This is a genomic window from Polyangium fumosum (genome assembly GCF_005144585.1).
Classification (GTDB): Bacteria; Myxococcota_A; Polyangia; order Polyangiales; family Polyangiaceae; genus Polyangium; species Polyangium fumosum.
Window position 1 is genome coordinate 170872 of the sequence record NZ_SSMQ01000007.1, and the last position, 17091, is coordinate 187962.

A 17091-nucleotide genomic window follows, 5' to 3' on the forward strand; every position below is an offset into this window, starting at 1 on the left:
GCGTGGGTCGCCCGTGCACACGACGGCAACCCCACGGCGCGGAATGCCTACCTCGTTGGCAGTCGAATCAACTCAACTGAGGAGCGCCAACAAATCGTCGCGCGTGATCGCCGCCGCCTGCGCCGCCTCCCCGAGCGCCGCATCCGCCACGAGCCGCTTTTTCTCCTGGAGCGCGAGGATACGCTCCTCCACCGTGTCCTTCGCGACCAGCCGGTACACGAAGACGGGTTTGTCCTGGCCGATGCGATGCGCGCGGTCCGCGGCCTGGTCCTCGACGGCGGGGTTCCACCACGGATCCAGCAAGAACACGTGATCGGCCGCCGTCAAATTGAGGCCCGTGCCGCCCGCCTTGAGGGAGAGGAGCATCACCGGCGGGCCCCCTTCGGCCTGGAACTCGTTCACCACGCCCGCGCGATCCACGGTCGAGCCGTCGAGCCGATTGAAGGAAATCCCCACCTCGGCGAGGTGCGGCTCCACGAGGTCGAGCAGCGACGTCCATTGCGAGAAGACGAGCGCCTTGTGGCCATCCGCCGCCGCATCGGCGAGCGCCTCGACGAGCGCCTCGACCTTCGACGAGGCATTCGCGACCTGCCCGGGCACGAGCGCCGCATGACAGGCAGCCTGACGCAGCCGGAGCAACGCTTCGAGCGCGGCGAGCACGCTGCCGCCCTCGGCGAGGCGCTTGACGACGTCATTGAGCGTCGCCGCGCGCACGGCGTCGTACACGGCGCGCTCTTTGTCATCGAGCTCCACGCTGAGCACGCGGTCGGTGCGCGGGGGCAATTCGGGCGCGACCTCGCGCTTCAGGCGGCGCAGGACGAAGGGCCGAATGCGCTCGCGCAGCCGCTCGGCCGCGCCGGCGTGGCCCGCCTCGATCGGCCCGGCATAACGCTCCTTGAAATCGCCACGCCCGCCGAGCAAGCCGCGGTTCGCGAAATGCATCTGGCTCCAGAGCTCCTCCAGCCTGTTCTCCACGGGCGTGCCGCTGAGCGCCACCTTGAATTTCCCGCGCAGCGCATACGCGGCCCGCGCGACCTGGCTGTCGGGATTCTTGATCGCCTGCGCCTCGTCGAGCACGATGGTGTCCCATTCCACGGCCGAGAGCGCCTCGATGTCGATGCGCAACATCGAATACGTGGTGAGCGTGACGTCGGCCTTCGGATCGAGCGCGCGCTTCGGGCCGTGGTAGAGGGCCACCGAAAGGTTTGGCCGGAACTTCCGGATCTCGGCCTCCCAGTTGAAGAGCACGCTCTTCGGACAAACCACGAGCGCGCGGCCACGTGTGGACGCAAGCGCCTGCAAGGTCTTTCCGAGGCCCATGTCGTCCGCGAGGATCCCGCCGAGCCCCGTGTCCCGCAAGAACGAGAGCCAATCGATACCGCGGCGCTGGTAGGAGCGGAGCGTGGCGGAGAGGCCCCCGGGCAAGGGCGCCTCGGGGATCCCGGAAAAACCTTCGAGCAGGGGGGCGAGCCGGGAAAACCCCGGGGGGCGCGGGGCGTCGATCTCCTCGCAAAGGCGCGCGAGCGCGGGCAGGAGCGCGGGCGGGATCGTCTGGTCGTCGGTCTCCGCGCGCGCGGCGAGCAAATCGGCCACGCGATCGCCGAACCGCGAGAGCCAATCGGAAGGCAGCGGCGCGAAACCTCCGCCTTCGAGCGGGACGATGTCGAGCCCATCTTTCCATGCGCGAATGACGGCCGCGCCGCTCGCGTGTTTCGTCGCCCCGCCCTCCTCGCCGCCCTCGGCGAAGGATTCGAAGACGACGTCGAAGCCATCGCCCTGGATGTCGAACCGCGGCACGAGCGGGCGCTTGCCAAACAGCTCGCCGAGCGTCTCGCCTTGCTCGCCGCCGCGAAACCCTTTGAGCTTTTGAGCAAATCGTAATGCGGCCTCGCCGTCGAGATCGACGCGCCGGCCGGGGATCAGGTTGAGCTCGTCGCGGAGCCGCTCGATGAGCCTCCGCTCCTCGGCCTCGTCGCGCACGGGCACGGTCCCGCCGAGGTGGACGAGCACATTTTGATCGACGCGGGCCTCAGGCGGGTCCCCATACACGAGCAGCGGCAGCACGGAGAGCGTATGCCCCGCCTGCGAGAGCTCGATCGAAATGCGCGGGCGGCCCTTGCGCGCGACGCCCGGGAGCCTGCGCGTACGCACGACGAGGCGCGTGTGTTTGTCGAGGTCAGGGAGGATCTTCGTGACGAACGTGCCGAGCTCCTCTTTCGCGACGTGCCGCTCCATGGGCAACTTTTCCCACGCATCACCCGTGATCGAGGTATCCCCGAGCGGACGCAGGACGTCCCCCGTACGCGCAGCGCCGCGGGCGATGACCTCGTCGACGGAGGGGTCTTTCTCGACACGCACGAGGACGCCGCCATTCTTGCCGTCGAGCACGACGGCCGAGGGGCGAACGGCCTGCTTGTTCGTGCGGACGGGAAAACCGTCGAAGAGGACGCTCGGCACAGCCTCCAGGAGCGCGAAGAGCTCCCGCACGCGCGAGAGCGGGACGACGCCGCCCTTCCAGGTCGAGAACATGCGATCGATCGTGATGTCCTCGTGTGTGGGCAAGACCGGTAGATCCCCGCGCGAGACGCGATTCGTGATCGAGCCCTGGAACGGCTCGCGGCGGCCATCCGGGAATATCACGGCGCGCTCCAAGAACAATGTGCCCGCGTCGCGGCTGAACTCGTATTCGATCTTGCCGAGTGCGCGCTGCGGCACAGGCGCGGTCCGCGGGCCAGCATCCGTCCCGGTCGCGGGGCGCTGGCCTTCGGGGGATTGAGCCGCGACGATCACGGCGGCCGCGACGTGCTGGCAGGGATCGAATTTGCCGCCGCAATCGCACGTCCACTCCTCGTCCGCGACGTACAACGTGACCGTGGGCGCGATGGCGACGCCGGGGACGCGGATGCGATAGGTGAGCTCGGTGGCGGTCCGCCTGTCGAGGATCACGGCGCCGTCGCGCGCCAAGTTGACGCCCTTCGTCCAGAGACCGGGCGGGCAGGCTTTACGAACCGCCTGGAGGAGCGAGTCCATGACGACGGGAGCGGTAGCACGGGACGGCGCGCGTGTCGCCTCCCTCGGGTCAGCGCACGTCCGCCTCGATCTCCGCTCCGTGAGGTCCGTAGCATTCGTAGTGGACGCGATCGGCCGGCACCCCGAAGACGTGCAGCGCGCCGCGGATCGATCGCATGAAGGGAATCGGACCGGTGAAATAAAAATCGCAATCGCTTCCGGGGAGGTTCCGCCCGAGCGTGCCGAGGCCGAGCCGGCCCCGCGTCTCGTAATCGCGCCCCGGCTCGTCCTCGGCCGAAGGCTGCGAATAGCAGCGGTGGAGCGTGACGTTCGGGTGGCGGCGCGCGAGCTCCTCGATCTCCCGCCGGAGCGGGTGGTGGCGCCCGTCGTGCATCATCTGGAAGAAGTAAATGGGGCGGTCGATCCCGCGATCGAGGGCGCTCTGGAACAGGCTGAACATCACCGTGATGCCGATGCCCGCGGCGATGAAGACGAGCGGGCGCGGCGATTCGACGAGGACGAGCTCGCCGTACGGCGACGAGACGTCGAGCACGTCCCCTTCCCGCACGTGGTCGTGGAAAAACCGGGAGCAGACGCTGTCGGGGCTCCCCTCCGCGCCGGGCTCACGCTTGATCGTGACCCGGAAATACCCCTTCCCCGGCGCGGTCGAGAGCGAGTAATTGCGATACACGGCGCTGCCACCGACACGCGAATACCCGGGGACCTCGACGCGAAAGGTGACGTACTGGCCGGCCTCGTAATGCGGCAGGGGGCCGCCGTCGCGGGGCGAGAGGTAAAACGAGGCGGCGTCCGCCGACTCCTGGACCTTCTGCCGGACCACGAAAGGCCGGAACCCCTCCCATCCGCCCGGCGCTCGGGCGCTTTTCTGCATGAGATCCCGCTCGATCTCGATGAACAGGTCGGCGAGGACGCCATACGCTTCGCGCCAGGCGGCCATGATCTCGTCCGTCGCGACGTCGCCGAGGATGGCCTTGACCGAGGCGAGGAAGTAGTGACCGATGATCGGGTAATGCTCGGGCCGGATGTCGAGCGAGGCGTGGCGGTGCGCGATGCGCATCACCGTGGCCTTGAGCGCGGGCAGGTCGTCGAGGCTCGTGATGGAGCCATTGAGCACGTTCGTCAGGGCGGCGCCCGGGGCGCCCTCTCGGCCGAAGAAATCACCTCGGAACGCCTCCTGCTGCGAGGCGCGTGTCTTCTGCTCGCCCGTGGGCTGGTTGGCCGGGTTGAAGAGCAGCTCGAGCTCGGGGTGCTCTTGGTGCAGATGGCGGTAGAAATGACGAATGATCGTCGCGCCATGTTCGGCGAGGACCGGAGCCGTCGCCTTCACGATCGCGACAGTCTCGGCCGAGAGGGTCTTTCTGCTCATGGCTCAACCCGCCGCGCGCATGCCGGCGATGAAAAAGGGATACAACTCGGCGCGCATCAGGCCCTCGGAGACGACCGGATCCGCGTCGACGATCACGCGCGCGGCGGCCTCGTCCGCCGCCTCGACGACGGCCATGCCGAACGTCTCCGGGCCCGTCGTCAACGTGCGACCGACGAAGACGAGCACGCCGCGCGCCTTCAATTCTTCGAGGTACGCGCCGTGCCGGCCGAGCGTGGCCATCTCGGTCTCCGTGGGGCCGGTCTGCAGGAGATCCGCTCGCACGGCCCGGACGACGTAAATCCACTTGTCCGTGGGCTGAGAGGCAGGTTGGTCGCTCATGGGCATCGCATCATGGTCCATCGCGGCGCGATAAATCCACTCGAACCTACGTCCTTGTATGGCTGTCCTCGAGGATGGCCCGGAAGATCACTTCGGCAAGGTCTGCCGGGATGCCATGACACGCGGCGTACGCGCGCCGCTCCGCGAGGAGCTCGACCTCGCGGCTCGGATCGACGAGCGGTAGGCCGAGCGCCCGCTTTTTGACGAAGAGCGCGCCGACGAGCGCCCTCCGCCGCGCGACGAGCTCGAGCAGCGCATGGTCGAGCTCGTCGAGCGCGCGGCGGGTCTCGTGAACATCGGCAGGAAGCATGGCGGGCCCAAGGGTACAACCGCGTCGGGCGCGTGCCACCGCTTTCGGGTTGCGTTATAGCGTCCGACCATGAGCTCCCCCGCGCTGCCGAGGCGCCCCGAGATCCTCGCCCCCGCCGGTGATGACGCCGCGCTCCGGGCCGCGGTGCTGGCCGGCGCGGACGCCGTCTATTTTGGGCTCCAAGGGTTCAACGCACGGGCGCGCGCGAAAAACTTCGACGCCGAAGGGCTCGCGCGGACGATGGCGTTCCTGCACGAGCACGGGGTCCGCGGGTACGTCACGCTGAACACGCTGGTCTTCGACGAGGAGCTCGAGAACGTCGAGAACGCCGTGCGTACGTGCGCCGAGGCCGGCGTGGACGCGGTGATCGTGCAGGACCTCGGGGTCGCGCGGATCGTGCGGGCGATCGCGCCGGCGCTCGCGATCCACGCCTCGACGCAGATGACGTGCACCGACGCAGGCGCCGCGGAGCTCGCGCGCGAGCTCGGCGCGAGCCGGGTCATCCTGGCGCGCGAGCTGTCGGTCGACGACATCGCGGCGATCCGGCGCACGACGGACGTGGAGATCGAGGTCTTCGTGCACGGCGCGCTCTGCATCGCGTATTCGGGGCAGTGCTTGACGAGCGAGGCCATCGGCGGGCGCAGCGCGAACCGCGGGGCGTGCGCGCAGGCGTGCCGGCTGCCGTACGAGCTCGTCGTCGACGGGGAAAAACGAGACCTCGGGGATCACGCGTATCTCCTGTCGCCCGAGGATCTGGAGGCGAGCGCGCTCGTGCCGAAGCTCGCCGCGCTCGGCGTCTCGTCGCTGAAGATCGAAGGGCGGTTGAAGGGGCCCGACTACGTGGCCGCGACGACGCGGCTCTACCGCGCGGCGCTCGAAGCGAGCAGCGCAGGCACGAGCGAGGCGCTCGGTTCGATCCGAAAAACCGCGCTGCAAACGTATTCACGAGGGTCGGGCCCAGGCTTTCTCGCCGGCGTGGATCATCAGCGGCTCGTGGAGGGGCGCGCTTGTGATCATCGAGGTTTGCCGGTGGGTGAGCTCGTCGGGACCACGCGCGCGCGTGGAAAAACGCTGCTCCAGATCCGGCTCGCGGAAGCGATCATGCGCGGCGACGGCGTGCTCGTGGAGGGCGGGTTCGCGGGCGCAGGCGAGATCGGCGGACGCGTCTGGACGATCGCGAAGAACGGCGCGGACACGCCGCGCGCCGAGGCGGGCGAGGAGGTCTCCGTCTGGCTCGGGCCCGATGCGCGGGTGGATGTCGCGAAGCCGGGCCGGCGTGTGTGGAAGACGGACGATCCGGCGACGGAAAAGGCGATCCTCGCGGAGATCGAGCGGTCGCCGCGGAAGGTGCCGCTCTCGATTCGGGTGTCGGGGGCGATCGGGGAGATGCCGCGGTTCGAGGCATCGACGACATCGGGGCTCTGGGGCGTCGTGACAGGCGACGCGCCGATCGGCGAGGCGCGCGGCGGCGCGGACGTCGCCGCAGTGCTGAAGGACAAACTCGGGCGGCTCGGCGATACGCCGTTCGAGATCGCGACGATCGACGCGGACCTGCCGGCGAGCGTGATGATCCCGCCGTCGTCGCTGAACCGAGCGCGCCGCGCGCTCGTGGAGGCGCTGCTCGCCTCGGCCGCGCGGAAGGTGGAGACGACGGCGGTGCATTTCCAGGACCTCGTGCGCGCGGCGAGCCCGCCCGACCGGAGCCCGCCGACGGCCGGTCTTTTCGTGCTCTGCCGGACGGAGGCGCAAGCCGCGGCGGCGCTCGACGCAGGCGCGGACGGGGTCTATCTCGATTTCTTGGAGCTCGTAGGGACGGGCGCGGCCTTGCGCGCGCTCCGGGCGTCGCGGCCGAACGTGACGATCGGCGTCGCGCCGCCGCGCATTCGCAAGCCGGGCGAGGAGAAGATCGACCGGTACCTGCTGTCCCTGGAGCCCGATCTCCTGCTCGTGCGTGGGCTCGGCGCGCTGCGGGAGGGCGCGGGGCTCTCGATTCCGCGGATCGGCGATTTCTCGCTGAACGTGACGAACCGATTGACGGCCGCGGAGGTGCTCTCGCGCGGGCTCTCGGCGTTCACGCCCTCGTTCGACCTCGACGCGGCGCAGCTCGAGCGGCTGCTCGATTCGCCGTTCGGGCCGTTCGCCGAGGTGGTCCTGCATCACCCGATGCCGCTCTTCCACATGGAGCATTGCGTGATCGCGGCGCTGCTCTCGACGGGGAAGGATTTTCGTGATTGCGGCCGGCCCTGCGAGAAGCACAAGGTGTCCTTGCGGGACCGGGCAGGGATGGAGCACCCGGTGGAGGCGGACGTGGGCTGCCGGAACACGGTGTTTCACGCGGCGGCGCAGAGCGCGGCGGGCCTCGCGTCCGCGGCGGCGCGGGGGGGCGTGCGGCGATTCCGGATCGAGCTCGTGCGCGAGACGGCGGAGGACGTGACGACGATCGTCGGGACGTATCGGCGCCTGCTCGAAGGCAAGATGCACGCGCCCGAGGTGTTCCGCGCGCTCCGGACCGAGGGCGGATATGGCGTGGTGAAGGGGTCACTCCGGGTGCTTCCGGCGTGAAGGAGATCGGAACGCACGCGATGGAAAAGCGAGAGTCGCTCCAGATCGGGAAACATACGCTGTCGTTCGAAGACCCCGGGATCGCCGTGCATGTGTACCGGGGGCCGATCACGCTGGAGGACATGCGTGTCCTCGTCGATCTCCCGGACATGGACGAGCACGGGGGCCGATTTCAGCTCGCGCTCTACCACATGCAGGAGTTCGGCGGCCTCGACGCCGCCGCGCGCAAGCTGGGCGCCGAGCGGCCGAGGCCGGCGGGGACGTATTACGCGGCCTACGTGGGCGCGAGCTTCAAGACGCGCGTGGTCATCTCGCTGTTCACGCGCGCTGCGAACCTCTTGCAAGGTCAAAAGACCGTGCTCGGCTTTTTCGATGATCACGCATCGGCCAGGGCTTGGTTGCTCGAGTGCCGCGCAAAGCACCCCGCGGCGGACAAACAATAGACCGAGGGCGCACGTCTCCGTGCACCCCCGGTCGAAAGCCAAGGAAGTGGTGCGGCCCTGGAACGCCCGGGAGCGGAGGGAGCTCCAGGGCGGAGGAATCGATTACTTGCGCGCGGCGACCTGCGCCTGGATCTGGCGGCGCAGCTTCTTCACCTCGGTCTGAGGCAGGTAGCGGAGCAATTCGGCGGTCTTGGCGCGCTCGTCCTCCTCGGCGAACGTGAGGAGGTACATCGGGGGCACGCCGAAGCCCTCCGCGAGGCGGGCGATCGTCTGGATCGTAATCGCGGCGAGGCCGTGCTCGACGCTCGAGAGGTGGCCCTTCGAGAGCGCGCTCGCGTCGGCGAGGGCGCCGAGGGACATGTTGCGCTCCTTGCGAAGCGCGCGAATACGGGTACCAACCTGGAGGGCAAACGGCTCGGGGGTCGAACGTCGCGGCATTTTTGATTAAGGTTCTCGGTTCGCCCTCGCGGGCGCTCCGACCGGCCTCCTTCGCGCCGGGGAAAAGGGTCTCGTCTGTCGTTTCGGAAGCTCTCGTCGCCCCGCGTCGCTTTCGTTCGCGACCACCGCGGCGACCACGAAAATGACTATGCACCCATTCCGACGAACCCGCACGAAAAACCGCAAGCCGATCGGACCTTCAATGTCCTACCCAGCATGGCCGCCGTATCGAGGCCAGGGAAAACGTGGGGCGTGAAGGACATTGATTGTCCTAGGTTCTTTCGTGGTGGACAAAAAAGCGAGAGCGCCGATCGGACCTGCCGATCAGCGCTCTCCAGGTGATTTGGGGGGTGGGACGCGATTATTTGCGGGCGGCGACCTGCGCCTGGATCTGGCGGCGCAGCTTCCTCACCTCGGTCTGGGGCAGGTAGCGGAGGAGCTCGGCCGCGTGGGCGCGCTCGTCCTCCGCCGCGAACGTGAGGAGGTACATCGGAGGCACGCCGAAGCCCTGCGCGAGCCGGGCGATCGTGCCGATCGTGATCGCGGCGAGGCCGTGCTCGACGCTGGAGAGGTGGCCCTTCGAGAGCTCACTCGCGTCGGCGAGCGCCGCGAGGGACATGTTCATCTCGTACCGGAGCTCGCGAATACGGGCGCCGACCTGGAGTGCAAACGCATCGGGAGTAGAACGTCGGGGCATGGGGATGTGGTTCTCGGTTCGCCCTCGCGGACGCGCCGACCGGCCTCCTTCTCGCCGGAAATCCAAGGGTCTCTTTTCGTTGGTGAAGCTCTCGGCCGCCCGGCCTCTCGGCGCCTTTCGCGCTCGGCTCGGTACGACCAGGAGCGAATATGCACCGCATTGGACGAACCCGCACCGAAAAACGTGATCATGGTAGGACAGCAATTGTCCTACCATGCACGGGTGCGGCATTGAGAGGAGGGAAAACGCGAGGCAGATCGGACGTTCTTCGTCCTATTGCGCGTTCCTTTGCGTCGAGGGCGGACAATGGCCCCGATCGCGAGGGAGAAGAAGCCGCGTCAGGCCGCCGCCGACGCCGTCGGTCTCGGTCTGCGAGAAGATTTCAACCTCGGGGCAATTGTCCTCGGGGGCGCAGACGGCGTCGAGGAGCTCCCGCGGGGAGGGATCTCAATGAAGGACGATCGTGGGGCGCTCTTCGCCGGGCAGCCAGAGCTCGGAGATCGTCACGAACATGTCCTCGCGAAAGTACCAGCACTTCCAGCCGCAGGAGGCCCAGTTCACGAGGCTGAGCACGCGCCGATCCTCTTTGCGCACGGGAAACACCACGTGCAGGCCATCGAAGGTCTTGTCGATCTCCTTGCCCTGGAAGTCCTTGCTCTTGCCCTTGACCTTGAAGTCGGTGATCGAGACGTCCTTTTCGGAGCCGCCGACGACGCGGAGGCCCTTGAACTCGTCCCGCGGATCCCGACACGAGATGCGGAGCCATTCGCGGACCGCGGACGCCGTGCAGAACTCGTGAGGCCGGAGGAGCTCGAGCGGCGTCGCCTTTTCCCATTCCTCGGGCGTGGGTTTGTTGGACGCCGTCTCGGGCGGAGACCATTCCGCGAGGGGAGGCGCGCTCGGCTCCGCGGGCGCAGGCGCGGCCGCGGAGGCAGGCAGGGGCGCGGGCGCAGCGGCGGCAGAGGCGGGCGCAGGCGCGACGGCGGGCGCAGGCACCTCTTCGGCCACGGCGAACGAAAAGAAGCCGAGGAGGACCAGGAACGGCGGCGAAAAGGCCAGGGCGCGGCGCAGGTTCGAGTTGCTCATAACGTCTTCAGGAAGGCGACGAGCGCCGCCCGATCCTCCTTGGAGAGATGATCCGTATGGCCCATGCGCTTGCCATTGCGCTCGACGAGATCCTCGAGCGTGGCCGCGCTGCCGTCGTGATAATAGGGCGCGCTGCCGGCGAGGTAGAGCAGCGAGGGCGTCTTGAATTTCCAGTCGTCCTCGGCCTCCGTCTCGAAGCGTGCCTTGTCGAACGCCCACGCGCCGAGCCCGACGACAGCGCGGTTCGTGTAGTCGGTCTTCGGCACGTGGCAGGTCGCGCAGCCGACGTTGGCGTCGTTGAAGAGCTGCTCGCCTCGTTTCTCCGCGGCGGTCTTTTCGTGGTTGTCGCGCGGAGGCGGGACGAGGCCATTGCGGGCAAAGGCGGCGATGGCCTCGGCGCGCGGGATCGTCTTGTCGGCGGAATAACTCAAGGGCCCGCCGCCGAGCCAGCGGTGGAGGCCAAAACCGATGATCACGCGGTGCTTGAGGTTCGGGCTCTCGCCTTTCCAGCCATAAGGTCCGAACGCGGCGACGCGGCCCGCGAGCATCGGCGTCTGGCGCGGGACGCCCTTGAAGAAGCCCTCGAACGCCTGTTTGTCCTCGAAGGCATGCATCGCGTTGGGCTCGAATTTACCCTTTTCCTCGTAGCTCTCCCGGATGTCTTCGTGCCACACGTGCCCGTCGTCGCGCCCCTCGGGGTGGCAGCCGGCGCAGGCATACGAGGCGCTCATGAGCCAGTCGCGCGCATTGTAATAAAGCCGGCGACCGAGGGCCGCCTGCTCGGGCAGGAGATCCGGGCCGAGGGAGAAAATCGCAGGGGGCGAGGATTCGTAGGGCGCGCGTTTGTCGAAGGCGTCGAGCCGGACGATCGCGAGGTCGTGGCTCGATCGGCAAAATACGAAGGCGGTGCCCTCGTCCTCGGAGAGCGCGATTCCGGTGGGCGCGCCGCAGCGGGTGGCGCCGGGTTTGTCGTCCTCGGTATTGCCGCCGCCGAGGTCGTACTTGCGAAGGGCGCCGAGTGAAGGATCGAGGGAGAGCGCGTCGAGCTCGACGAGGTGGTCGGTGCCTTCACTCGCGACGAGCAAGGTGCGGGTCTTCTTGCGATACACGGCGGCGCGCGGCTGGACGAAGATCTCGCCGATCTGCGCGGGCGCAGGGCCCGTGAGGTGCGGGTCGGCCTCTTCGAATCCGAACTCGCCGAGGAGCTTTTGGAACGGCTTCGATTGCATGACGAACCAGCGAGGCGCGCGCACGGCGAGCGGGCTTTCGTCGACCGTCGAGAGGATATCGACGGTGTTTTGCCCATTCCACGCGCTCTCGCCCATGGCCCCGAGCGCCTGGCGCGGGACGAAGAGGCGCGCGCCGTCCGGAGAAAGGACGGCCGAATACGCGAGCGTCGCCGCCTCGCGCCGCGCCGGATCGGGCGGGGTGCGCAAGGGTGCCGCCGGGAATGGAACGTCTTTCACGCGGGCTTCGCCGTCGACCGCGTCGATACGCGAGAGCGTGGCGCGGACGAGGTGCGTGACGTAGGCGTTTTTTCCGTCGGGCAAGACGACGACGGCGCGCGGTTCGCGCGGGACGTCGAGGGTCCAGCGTTTCTGGAGGGTTTTGAGGTCGACGGCAGAGACCGCGTGGGTCCACGGCGAGGTGACGAGCGCGGTGGATTCGTCGGGGGTGATCGCGAGGCCCCAAGCATCGGCCGGGAGCTCGACGCGGCCGATCTCGACGAGGCCGGCCGCGGGATCGGGGCGCATGACGAGCAAGAGGCCCGGGCCTTCGTAAGGCGAGGCGGGATCGTCGGTCTTGCGAAGGCCACGCACGGTGACGAGGACACGATCGTCGAGGGCGAGGACGGCCGCCGGGGGCCCAGGCATCTTGACGGCGACCGGCGGGTTCTGCGCGTCGGCGGGGAGCGCGATGCGCCGCACGACCTGCTGATCCTCGTCCGCGAGCCAAAGCGCAGGCTCGGACGGCGAACGGACGAGCGCGCCGCCTTCACGCACGAGCGGCGGCCTGCGCGCGCGGGCAGGCTGGAGCACATCCGGGGCCGCCGCGTTCGAGGCGGCCGGCGGGGGCGTCGCGTCGGTCGGCGAGGGCGTGTCGCCGGATTTGCACGCGGCGAGGGCCGCGAGCGAGGTGAAGCCTGCGAGGAGGAAGGTGGACGCGGAGGTTCGCATCGGCGGGATCCGGGTACGCTCCAGGGTACCCCGACATTCCAGCCGAGGGCTACGGCCGGCCGCGCGGGGCGCGTGGTGAAAACGGGGTTGTCAGGGCGATCCGCCGCCCGCGAGCAGGGCGTGCGCGACGAATCCGAGGACGAACCCGACGCCGAGCGCGACGAGGCCAAACGCAAACGCGGCGCGGCGCGGGACGGCGTCGGCAGGAATGACGACGGCGGGCGCAGCAGCCCTCGGGGCGGCCGGGATCTCGCCAAAGCCAGCGACGGGTTGGACCGGCGGACGGCCGAGCGGCGGGGCGACGGGCGGCGCAGCCATCGGCATGGCAGCGATGGGCGGCGCGGCGGGCGGCGTGATGATGACCTGCGGAGGGGCCACAGCGGGAGCGACCGCGGGCACGCCAAACGCGGGCGACGGGCGGCGGAGGGCCGCCGGAGGGCCCGGGTCAGGGATGTCGGAGACGGCCGGCATCGGCACGGTGAGCGCAGGGGACGGGCGCTGGATCGGGGCCGAGGGACCAAAACGCGCGGACGCAGGAGGCGGAGCCATGGGGGAAGGCGCGGCGGGCGTGGCGAAGGGGAGCTGCGTGGCGGCCGAGCCGAGGAGCGAGGAGACGGGGGCCGCCTGCGTGGGGGCGTCGACGTCTCCGCCTTGCGGGCGCGCGAGGGCGCGGGCCTCGGCGAGCTCCTTCAGCATGGGCTCGATGCCCTCGTACCGCTCGGCGGGCCTGCGCTTGACGGCGCGCATGACGATCGCGGAGAGGCGCTCGGCCGCGGGATCCTTGCGGGGGAGCGCGATGGGCGGGGCGTCGTCGCTCAATTTCTGGCGCGCGTAAGAGAGGTCGTCCTGGTCGCCGAAGACGTTCCGGCCCGAGGCGGCGCGGTAGAGGATCGCGCCGAGCGCGTAGACGTCGGCCGTTCCATTGACGTCGCGCGAGTTCAGGAGTTGCTCGGGCGCCATGTACGGGATGGTGCCGACGGCCATGTCGGCGCGGGTGATGCCGGTGAGCGTCTCCTCCTTGCCGCGTTGGTCCTCGGCCGGATCGAGGAGGCGGGCGAGGCCGAAGTCGATGAGCACGGCGCGGCGCTCGCCGCTCGGCAGGCGCCGCAGGATGACGTTCTCGGGTTTGACGTCGCGATGGACGATGCTGGCCCGGTGGAGGTCCGCGATGGCGCGCGCGACGCCCTCGCCGATGTCGAGGACCTCCTCGACGGCGAGCGTGCCCTGTTTGTCGAGCAGATCGGCGAGGGAGGTGCCCGCGACGTACTCCATCACGAGCAGGAGGCCGAAGTCGGGATCGGTCGTCTGTTCGATGACGCGCGAGACGTGGTCGCTCTCGATCTTGCCGAGGAGGAGCGCCTCACGACGAAAACGCGTGACGAGGTGGTGATCACGCGCGGCGTCGGGCAAGAGCCGTTTGATCGCGACCTGCGCGCCCCCCACCTGCGCGCCGATCCACACCTCGCCCATACCGCCCTCGGCGATCTTGCGCTCGAGGCGGTACTTCCCCCCAATCATCGCCCCCGGGACGAAGTCCATCGGCCGAGGATGCTACCCGAGGACGGGTCCCCAGCACGAGGATTCGGCGCTTTTTCCCGAGGTGACGCCGCGCGTCCGCGCCCTAAGGCCCCGCGTCGTATTCGACCGTCAGGGAAAACGTGTCGGCGCTGTCGACGACACAACCACGGCGCAGGCGAACGGTGAAGGTGTAGAGGTTCGTCCCGGGCTGGTACTGGGAGGGATCGACGCCGAAACGGACGATGCCCGTGCCGCATGCGTCCGCGGGGAGCACGAGAGGTGAGGTCGTGCAGGTGGTCGCCCTGTGCGCCGGGGTGTCGCAGCGCTCGAGCTCGAGCACGTAGCCGTCGCGCGGATCGAGGGGCACGCGGGCGGCGTACTCGGCAAACCACGTGACCGCGACGGCCTGGGAGATCTGGAAGTTCGGGTCCGGCGCGCTCACCCACGCAGCACGCGCGAGCGGCTCGCCCTCGCCGAGGAGCGTGCCGCACGGATCGTTCGGATCGACGTCGCTGCCCGGTTCGAGGTTCGCGCGTTCGTCGCATGCGCCCGCGTCGGATCCTCCGTCCTGCTTGTCGGCGTCCCCCGACGCGTCGTGCGAAATCCCCTCGCCTCTGGAAGCATCGTCACGCGTCTCTCGTGCCTGACAACCCGCGGCAGCGAGGAGCAGCAAGAGCGCAGCTCGGGACAACACGAACGGCCGAAGCGTCGTCGAATGCATGGTTCCCTCCGGCCTTTGCAATCGAGATGCCCGAAAACGACGGGGACAGACGCGGGGAAACACGGCGCCGGGCGTTGACGAGGCAGACGGGCCTTCGATACTTTGGGGGGATGTTCTGCGCGGGATCGGCACGTTCGGGAGTTCGGCTGACGACGCTGTTCGTGCTCGGCGCACTCTCGCTCGTGGGCTGCGGCCGCGACGAACCCGCGGTGAAGCCGGGCGGGACGACGGGGGATCCGCCGTCCGATCGTCCGCGGCTCGCGGGGACGTTGCTCTACGAGAGCGTCGCGTACGACTACGAGGCGGACGGGCTCGACTATTCGAAGGTGGACCAGAAGCCGATCCGCGGCGCGCGCGTGGCGCTGCTCGACGCGGCGAACGACGCGTTGATCGCCGAGACGACGTCGGACGCGATGGGCGCGTACGCCTTCGACTGGGAGGGCACCACGCAGGTGAAGGTCTGGGTCTACGCCGAGACGAAGGAGCCCTCCATCCTCGTCGTGGACAACACGGCGAGCGACGCGACGTACGTGATGGAGAGCGGCGAGGTCGTGGTCGACGAGCCGAGGTCGCTCGACCTGGTGGCGACGACGGGCTGGACGGGGGTTTCGTACGGCAACCCTCGGCTCGCGGCGCCGTTTTCGGTGCTCGACGCGGCCTACACGGCGGCGCGGCGGTTCCTCGACGAGACGACGCCGCCGCCCGTGTTCCCGAAGCTCGAGATCAACTGGAGCGTGGAGAACCGGCCCGAGGACGGGCTCGTCGGGCTCGGTCAGATCGGGACCTCGCACTGGGACGGCAACGAGATCTACGTGCTCGGCAAGGAGAACGTGGACACGGACGAGTTCGACACGCACGTGCTGGTGCACGAGTGGGGGCACTCGTTCGAGGAGCACATCACGCGCTCGGATAGCTGGGGCGGCTCGCACGGGTACGGCGACGTGCTCGATCCGCGGCTCGCGTTCAGCGAGGGGTTCTGCAACGCGCTCTCGGCGATGATCCTCGACCCGGACACGATCTACAGCGACGCGATGGGCGCCGGGCAGAAAGACGGGTTCTGGGAGGACATCGAGGAGAACGATACGAGCCAGTCCGCGAAGCCCGGCTGGTACTCGGAGACGACGGTGCAGAACGTGGTGTTCGACGCGTACGACGGGAACGCCGAGGCCTTCGACAACGTCGAGGTGAAGCTGCAAGGCGTGTACGCGGTGATGATCGGCGATCTGAAGTCGACGCCGGCGATGACCACGCTGTTCCCGTTCGTCGCGGGGCTGAAGGGCGCGCATCCGGACGCGGCGACGGCGATCGACGCGCTGGTCGGGCATCACGGGTCGGGCAGCTCGTTCGGGATCGATCCGGTGGCGGACGCGTGGGGGACGGGCGAGACGCACACGGCCGGAGATCCGGGGGCACTGCCGGTGTTCGTGCCGCTCGCGGTGAACGAGTCGGTGAAGCTGACGTTGATCGGCGGGATCGATCCGGCGCTGCTCGGGCAGAACCGCTTCCTCCGCGTGAAGGGCACGGGCGGGACGCTGAAGGTGAGCTCGAGCGCGACGAGCGACGTGGACCTCTACGTGTACCTGCGCGGCAAGGAGCTCGACAGCGCCGCGTCGGAGAGCGGCGAGGAGACGGTGTCGTTCGCCACGACTGTCGGCGAAGACTACGTGGTGAACGTGCAGGGCTACGGAGAATTTTCGGGCCCGTATGAAGTGACGATCGAGGTCCTGCCATGAAGAGAGGGAACGAGATGCGCGTGCTCTGGATGCTCGCTTGTGTCGTGGCCGGGTGCGGGACGGTCGATCGGAAGGAGCCCGATCACGTCGGTCCGGAGGCGCCCCTCGCCGAGGCAAACGCCGAGGAGGGAAGCGCGGTCCGGACGCAGAAGCCGGGGGCGCCCGTGAAGGTCGAGGGGAAGCTCGGGGCGTCGAGCGCCGCGCTGACGGTCGATTTCGAGGAGGCCGCGAGCGACGTGACCGTGGAAGTGTGGGGCGTGGACGGGCTCGTCGTGACGAGCGCGAAGGAGCCCGTGCAGAACCGGCGCTTCGGCCAGGGCGAGAAGGTCTCCGTGGAGGTGTCGTTCACGGCGCCGGCGACGCGGGCCGACCTCGCCGTGCGGGTGCGCGGGACGTTCGACGGGCGGGTACGCGAGCGGGTGCAGTCGTTCACCGTGAACGCGGGCGCGCCGAGCTTGACGCAGCCGCCGGGGGAGCTTCGTACGGGGCCGGATGGGAAGCCGGTGCGTGTGCTTCGGGCGGAGTGACGAGGGTGGAGGCTGCCCCGGGTCACCTGCGAGGCCGATCGATCGGTGCTCGCGGCTGCCTCGGGTCACCTGCAAGGCCGGTCGGTCGGCTGTGGGAGCTGACCCGGGTCACCTGCAAGGCCGGTCGGTCGGCCGTGGAAGCTG

Annotated in this window: 14 protein-coding genes; 4 read left to right on the top strand and 10 right to left on the bottom strand. The window is 69.1% G+C overall.

The annotated features are described in order from the left end of the window. Positions 1-72 precede the first annotated feature (72 nt). The 4 genes from E8A74_RS09310 to E8A74_RS09325 are packed head-to-tail and all read right to left on the bottom strand — an operon-like array spanning position 73 to position 5045. Positions 73-3030: a DEAD/DEAH box helicase gene (locus tag E8A74_RS09310; protein ID WP_136928598.1), complete on the bottom strand. Its 2958-nt coding sequence runs from the start codon at positions 3028-3030 to the stop codon at positions 73-75. 49 nt (positions 3031-3079) lie between these two features. Next, entirely contained in the window at positions 3080-4396 is a 1317-nt protein-coding gene (locus tag E8A74_RS09315) for a globin domain-containing protein (RefSeq protein ID WP_136928599.1), read from the bottom strand. Positions 4397-4399: 3 nt separating this feature from the next. Further along, positions 4400-4735 carry a YciI family protein gene (locus E8A74_RS09320; RefSeq protein WP_136928600.1) on the bottom strand — a complete coding sequence of 112 codons (336 nt, stop codon included), beginning with the start codon at positions 4733-4735 and terminating at the stop codon, positions 4400-4402. 46 nt (positions 4736-4781) lie between these two features. Then, positions 4782-5045, bottom strand: a complete 264-nt coding sequence (locus E8A74_RS09325; protein ID WP_136928601.1) for a chorismate mutase — start codon at positions 5043-5045, stop codon at positions 4782-4784. A gap of 69 nt (positions 5046-5114) precedes the next feature. Here E8A74_RS09325 and E8A74_RS09330 point away from each other — a divergent pair, with 69 nt between their 5' ends. Next, entirely contained in the window at positions 5115-7607 is a 2493-nt protein-coding gene (locus tag E8A74_RS09330; RefSeq protein WP_136928602.1) for a peptidase U32 family protein, read from the top strand. Between the two features lie 20 nt (positions 7608-7627). After that, positions 7628-8050, top strand: a complete 423-nt coding sequence (locus E8A74_RS09335) for an STAS/SEC14 domain-containing protein (protein ID WP_136928603.1) — start codon at positions 7628-7630, stop codon at positions 8048-8050. Positions 8051-8152: 102 nt separating this feature from the next. Here E8A74_RS09335 and E8A74_RS09340 read toward each other — a convergent pair whose 3' ends face one another. The 6 genes from E8A74_RS09340 to E8A74_RS09365 all read right to left on the bottom strand — a co-directional run bounded on the left by E8A74_RS09340 (position 8153) and on the right by E8A74_RS09365 (position 14687). Then, the gene (locus E8A74_RS09340; protein ID WP_136928604.1) at positions 8153-8488 is read right to left on the bottom strand and encodes a helix-turn-helix domain-containing protein; all 336 of its coding nucleotides are present in this window, start codon (positions 8486-8488) and stop codon (positions 8153-8155) included. Between the two features lie 361 nt (positions 8489-8849). Continuing rightward, on the bottom strand, positions 8850-9185 hold the full coding sequence (locus E8A74_RS52050; protein ID WP_170228992.1) for a helix-turn-helix domain-containing protein: 336 nt from the start codon (positions 9183-9185) through the stop codon (positions 8850-8852). A gap of 447 nt (positions 9186-9632) precedes the next feature. After that, positions 9633-10271 (bottom strand): hypothetical protein, encoded by a 639-nt coding sequence (locus E8A74_RS09350; protein WP_136928606.1) that lies wholly within the window; start codon positions 10269-10271, stop codon positions 9633-9635. Beyond that, the gene (locus E8A74_RS09355) at positions 10268-12448 is read right to left on the bottom strand and encodes a cytochrome c peroxidase (protein WP_136928607.1); all 2181 of its coding nucleotides are present in this window, start codon (positions 12446-12448) and stop codon (positions 10268-10270) included. Before E8A74_RS09355 ends, E8A74_RS09350 begins: the two co-directional genes overlap by 4 nt. Before the next feature lie 90 nt (positions 12449-12538). Next, entirely contained in the window at positions 12539-13987 is a 1449-nt protein-coding gene (locus tag E8A74_RS09360) for a serine/threonine-protein kinase (protein WP_136928608.1), read from the bottom strand. An 82-nt stretch (positions 13988-14069) separates the two neighbouring features. Continuing rightward, a complete protein-coding gene (locus E8A74_RS09365) occupies positions 14070-14687 on the bottom strand; it encodes a hypothetical protein (RefSeq protein ID WP_136928609.1) in 618 nt (205 codons plus the stop codon). Positions 14688-14848: 161 nt separating this feature from the next. On the opposite strand from E8A74_RS09365, the gene E8A74_RS09370 reads away from it, so the two are divergent. Both E8A74_RS09370 and E8A74_RS09375 read left to right on the top strand, forming a co-directional pair. Next, a complete protein-coding gene (locus E8A74_RS09370; RefSeq protein ID WP_136928610.1) occupies positions 14849-16420 on the top strand; it encodes a hypothetical protein in 1572 nt (523 codons plus the stop codon). Further along, positions 16417-16947 carry a hypothetical protein gene (locus tag E8A74_RS09375; RefSeq protein ID WP_136928611.1) on the top strand — a complete coding sequence of 177 codons (531 nt, stop codon included), beginning with the start codon at positions 16417-16419 and terminating at the stop codon, positions 16945-16947. Before E8A74_RS09370 ends, E8A74_RS09375 begins: the two co-directional genes overlap by 4 nt. Positions 16948-17091: the final 144 nt, after the last annotated feature.

Coding starts and splice junctions, on each gene's coding strand:
- E8A74_RS09375 (WP_136928611.1), top strand. CDS start 16,417: ATGAAGAGAGGGAACGAGATGCGCGTGCTCTGGATGCTCGCTTGTGTC.
- E8A74_RS09320 (WP_136928600.1), bottom strand. CDS start 4,735: ATGAGCGACCAACCTGCCTCTCAGCCCACGGACAAGTGGATTTACGTC.
- E8A74_RS09340 (WP_136928604.1), bottom strand. CDS start 8,488: ATGCCGCGACGTTCGACCCCCGAGCCGTTTGCCCTCCAGGTTGGTACC.
- E8A74_RS09315 (WP_136928599.1), bottom strand. CDS start 4,396: ATGAGCAGAAAGACCCTCTCGGCCGAGACTGTCGCGATCGTGAAGGCG.
- E8A74_RS09365 (WP_136928609.1), bottom strand. CDS start 14,687: ATGCATTCGACGACGCTTCGGCCGTTCGTGTTGTCCCGAGCTGCGCTC.
- E8A74_RS09350 (WP_136928606.1), bottom strand. CDS start 10,271: ATGAGCAACTCGAACCTGCGCCGCGCCCTGGCCTTTTCGCCGCCGTTC.
- E8A74_RS09330 (WP_136928602.1), top strand. CDS start 5,115: ATGAGCTCCCCCGCGCTGCCGAGGCGCCCCGAGATCCTCGCCCCCGCC.
- E8A74_RS09360 (WP_136928608.1), bottom strand. CDS start 13,987: ATGGACTTCGTCCCGGGGGCGATGATTGGGGGGAAGTACCGCCTCGAG.
- E8A74_RS52050 (WP_170228992.1), bottom strand. CDS start 9,185: ATGCCCCGACGTTCTACTCCCGATGCGTTTGCACTCCAGGTCGGCGCC.
- E8A74_RS09335 (WP_136928603.1), top strand. CDS start 7,628: ATGGAAAAGCGAGAGTCGCTCCAGATCGGGAAACATACGCTGTCGTTC.
- E8A74_RS09310 (WP_136928598.1), bottom strand. CDS start 3,030: ATGGACTCGCTCCTCCAGGCGGTTCGTAAAGCCTGCCCGCCCGGTCTC.
- E8A74_RS09355 (WP_136928607.1), bottom strand. CDS start 12,448: ATGCGAACCTCCGCGTCCACCTTCCTCCTCGCAGGCTTCACCTCGCTC.
- E8A74_RS09325 (WP_136928601.1), bottom strand. CDS start 5,045: ATGCTTCCTGCCGATGTTCACGAGACCCGCCGCGCGCTCGACGAGCTC.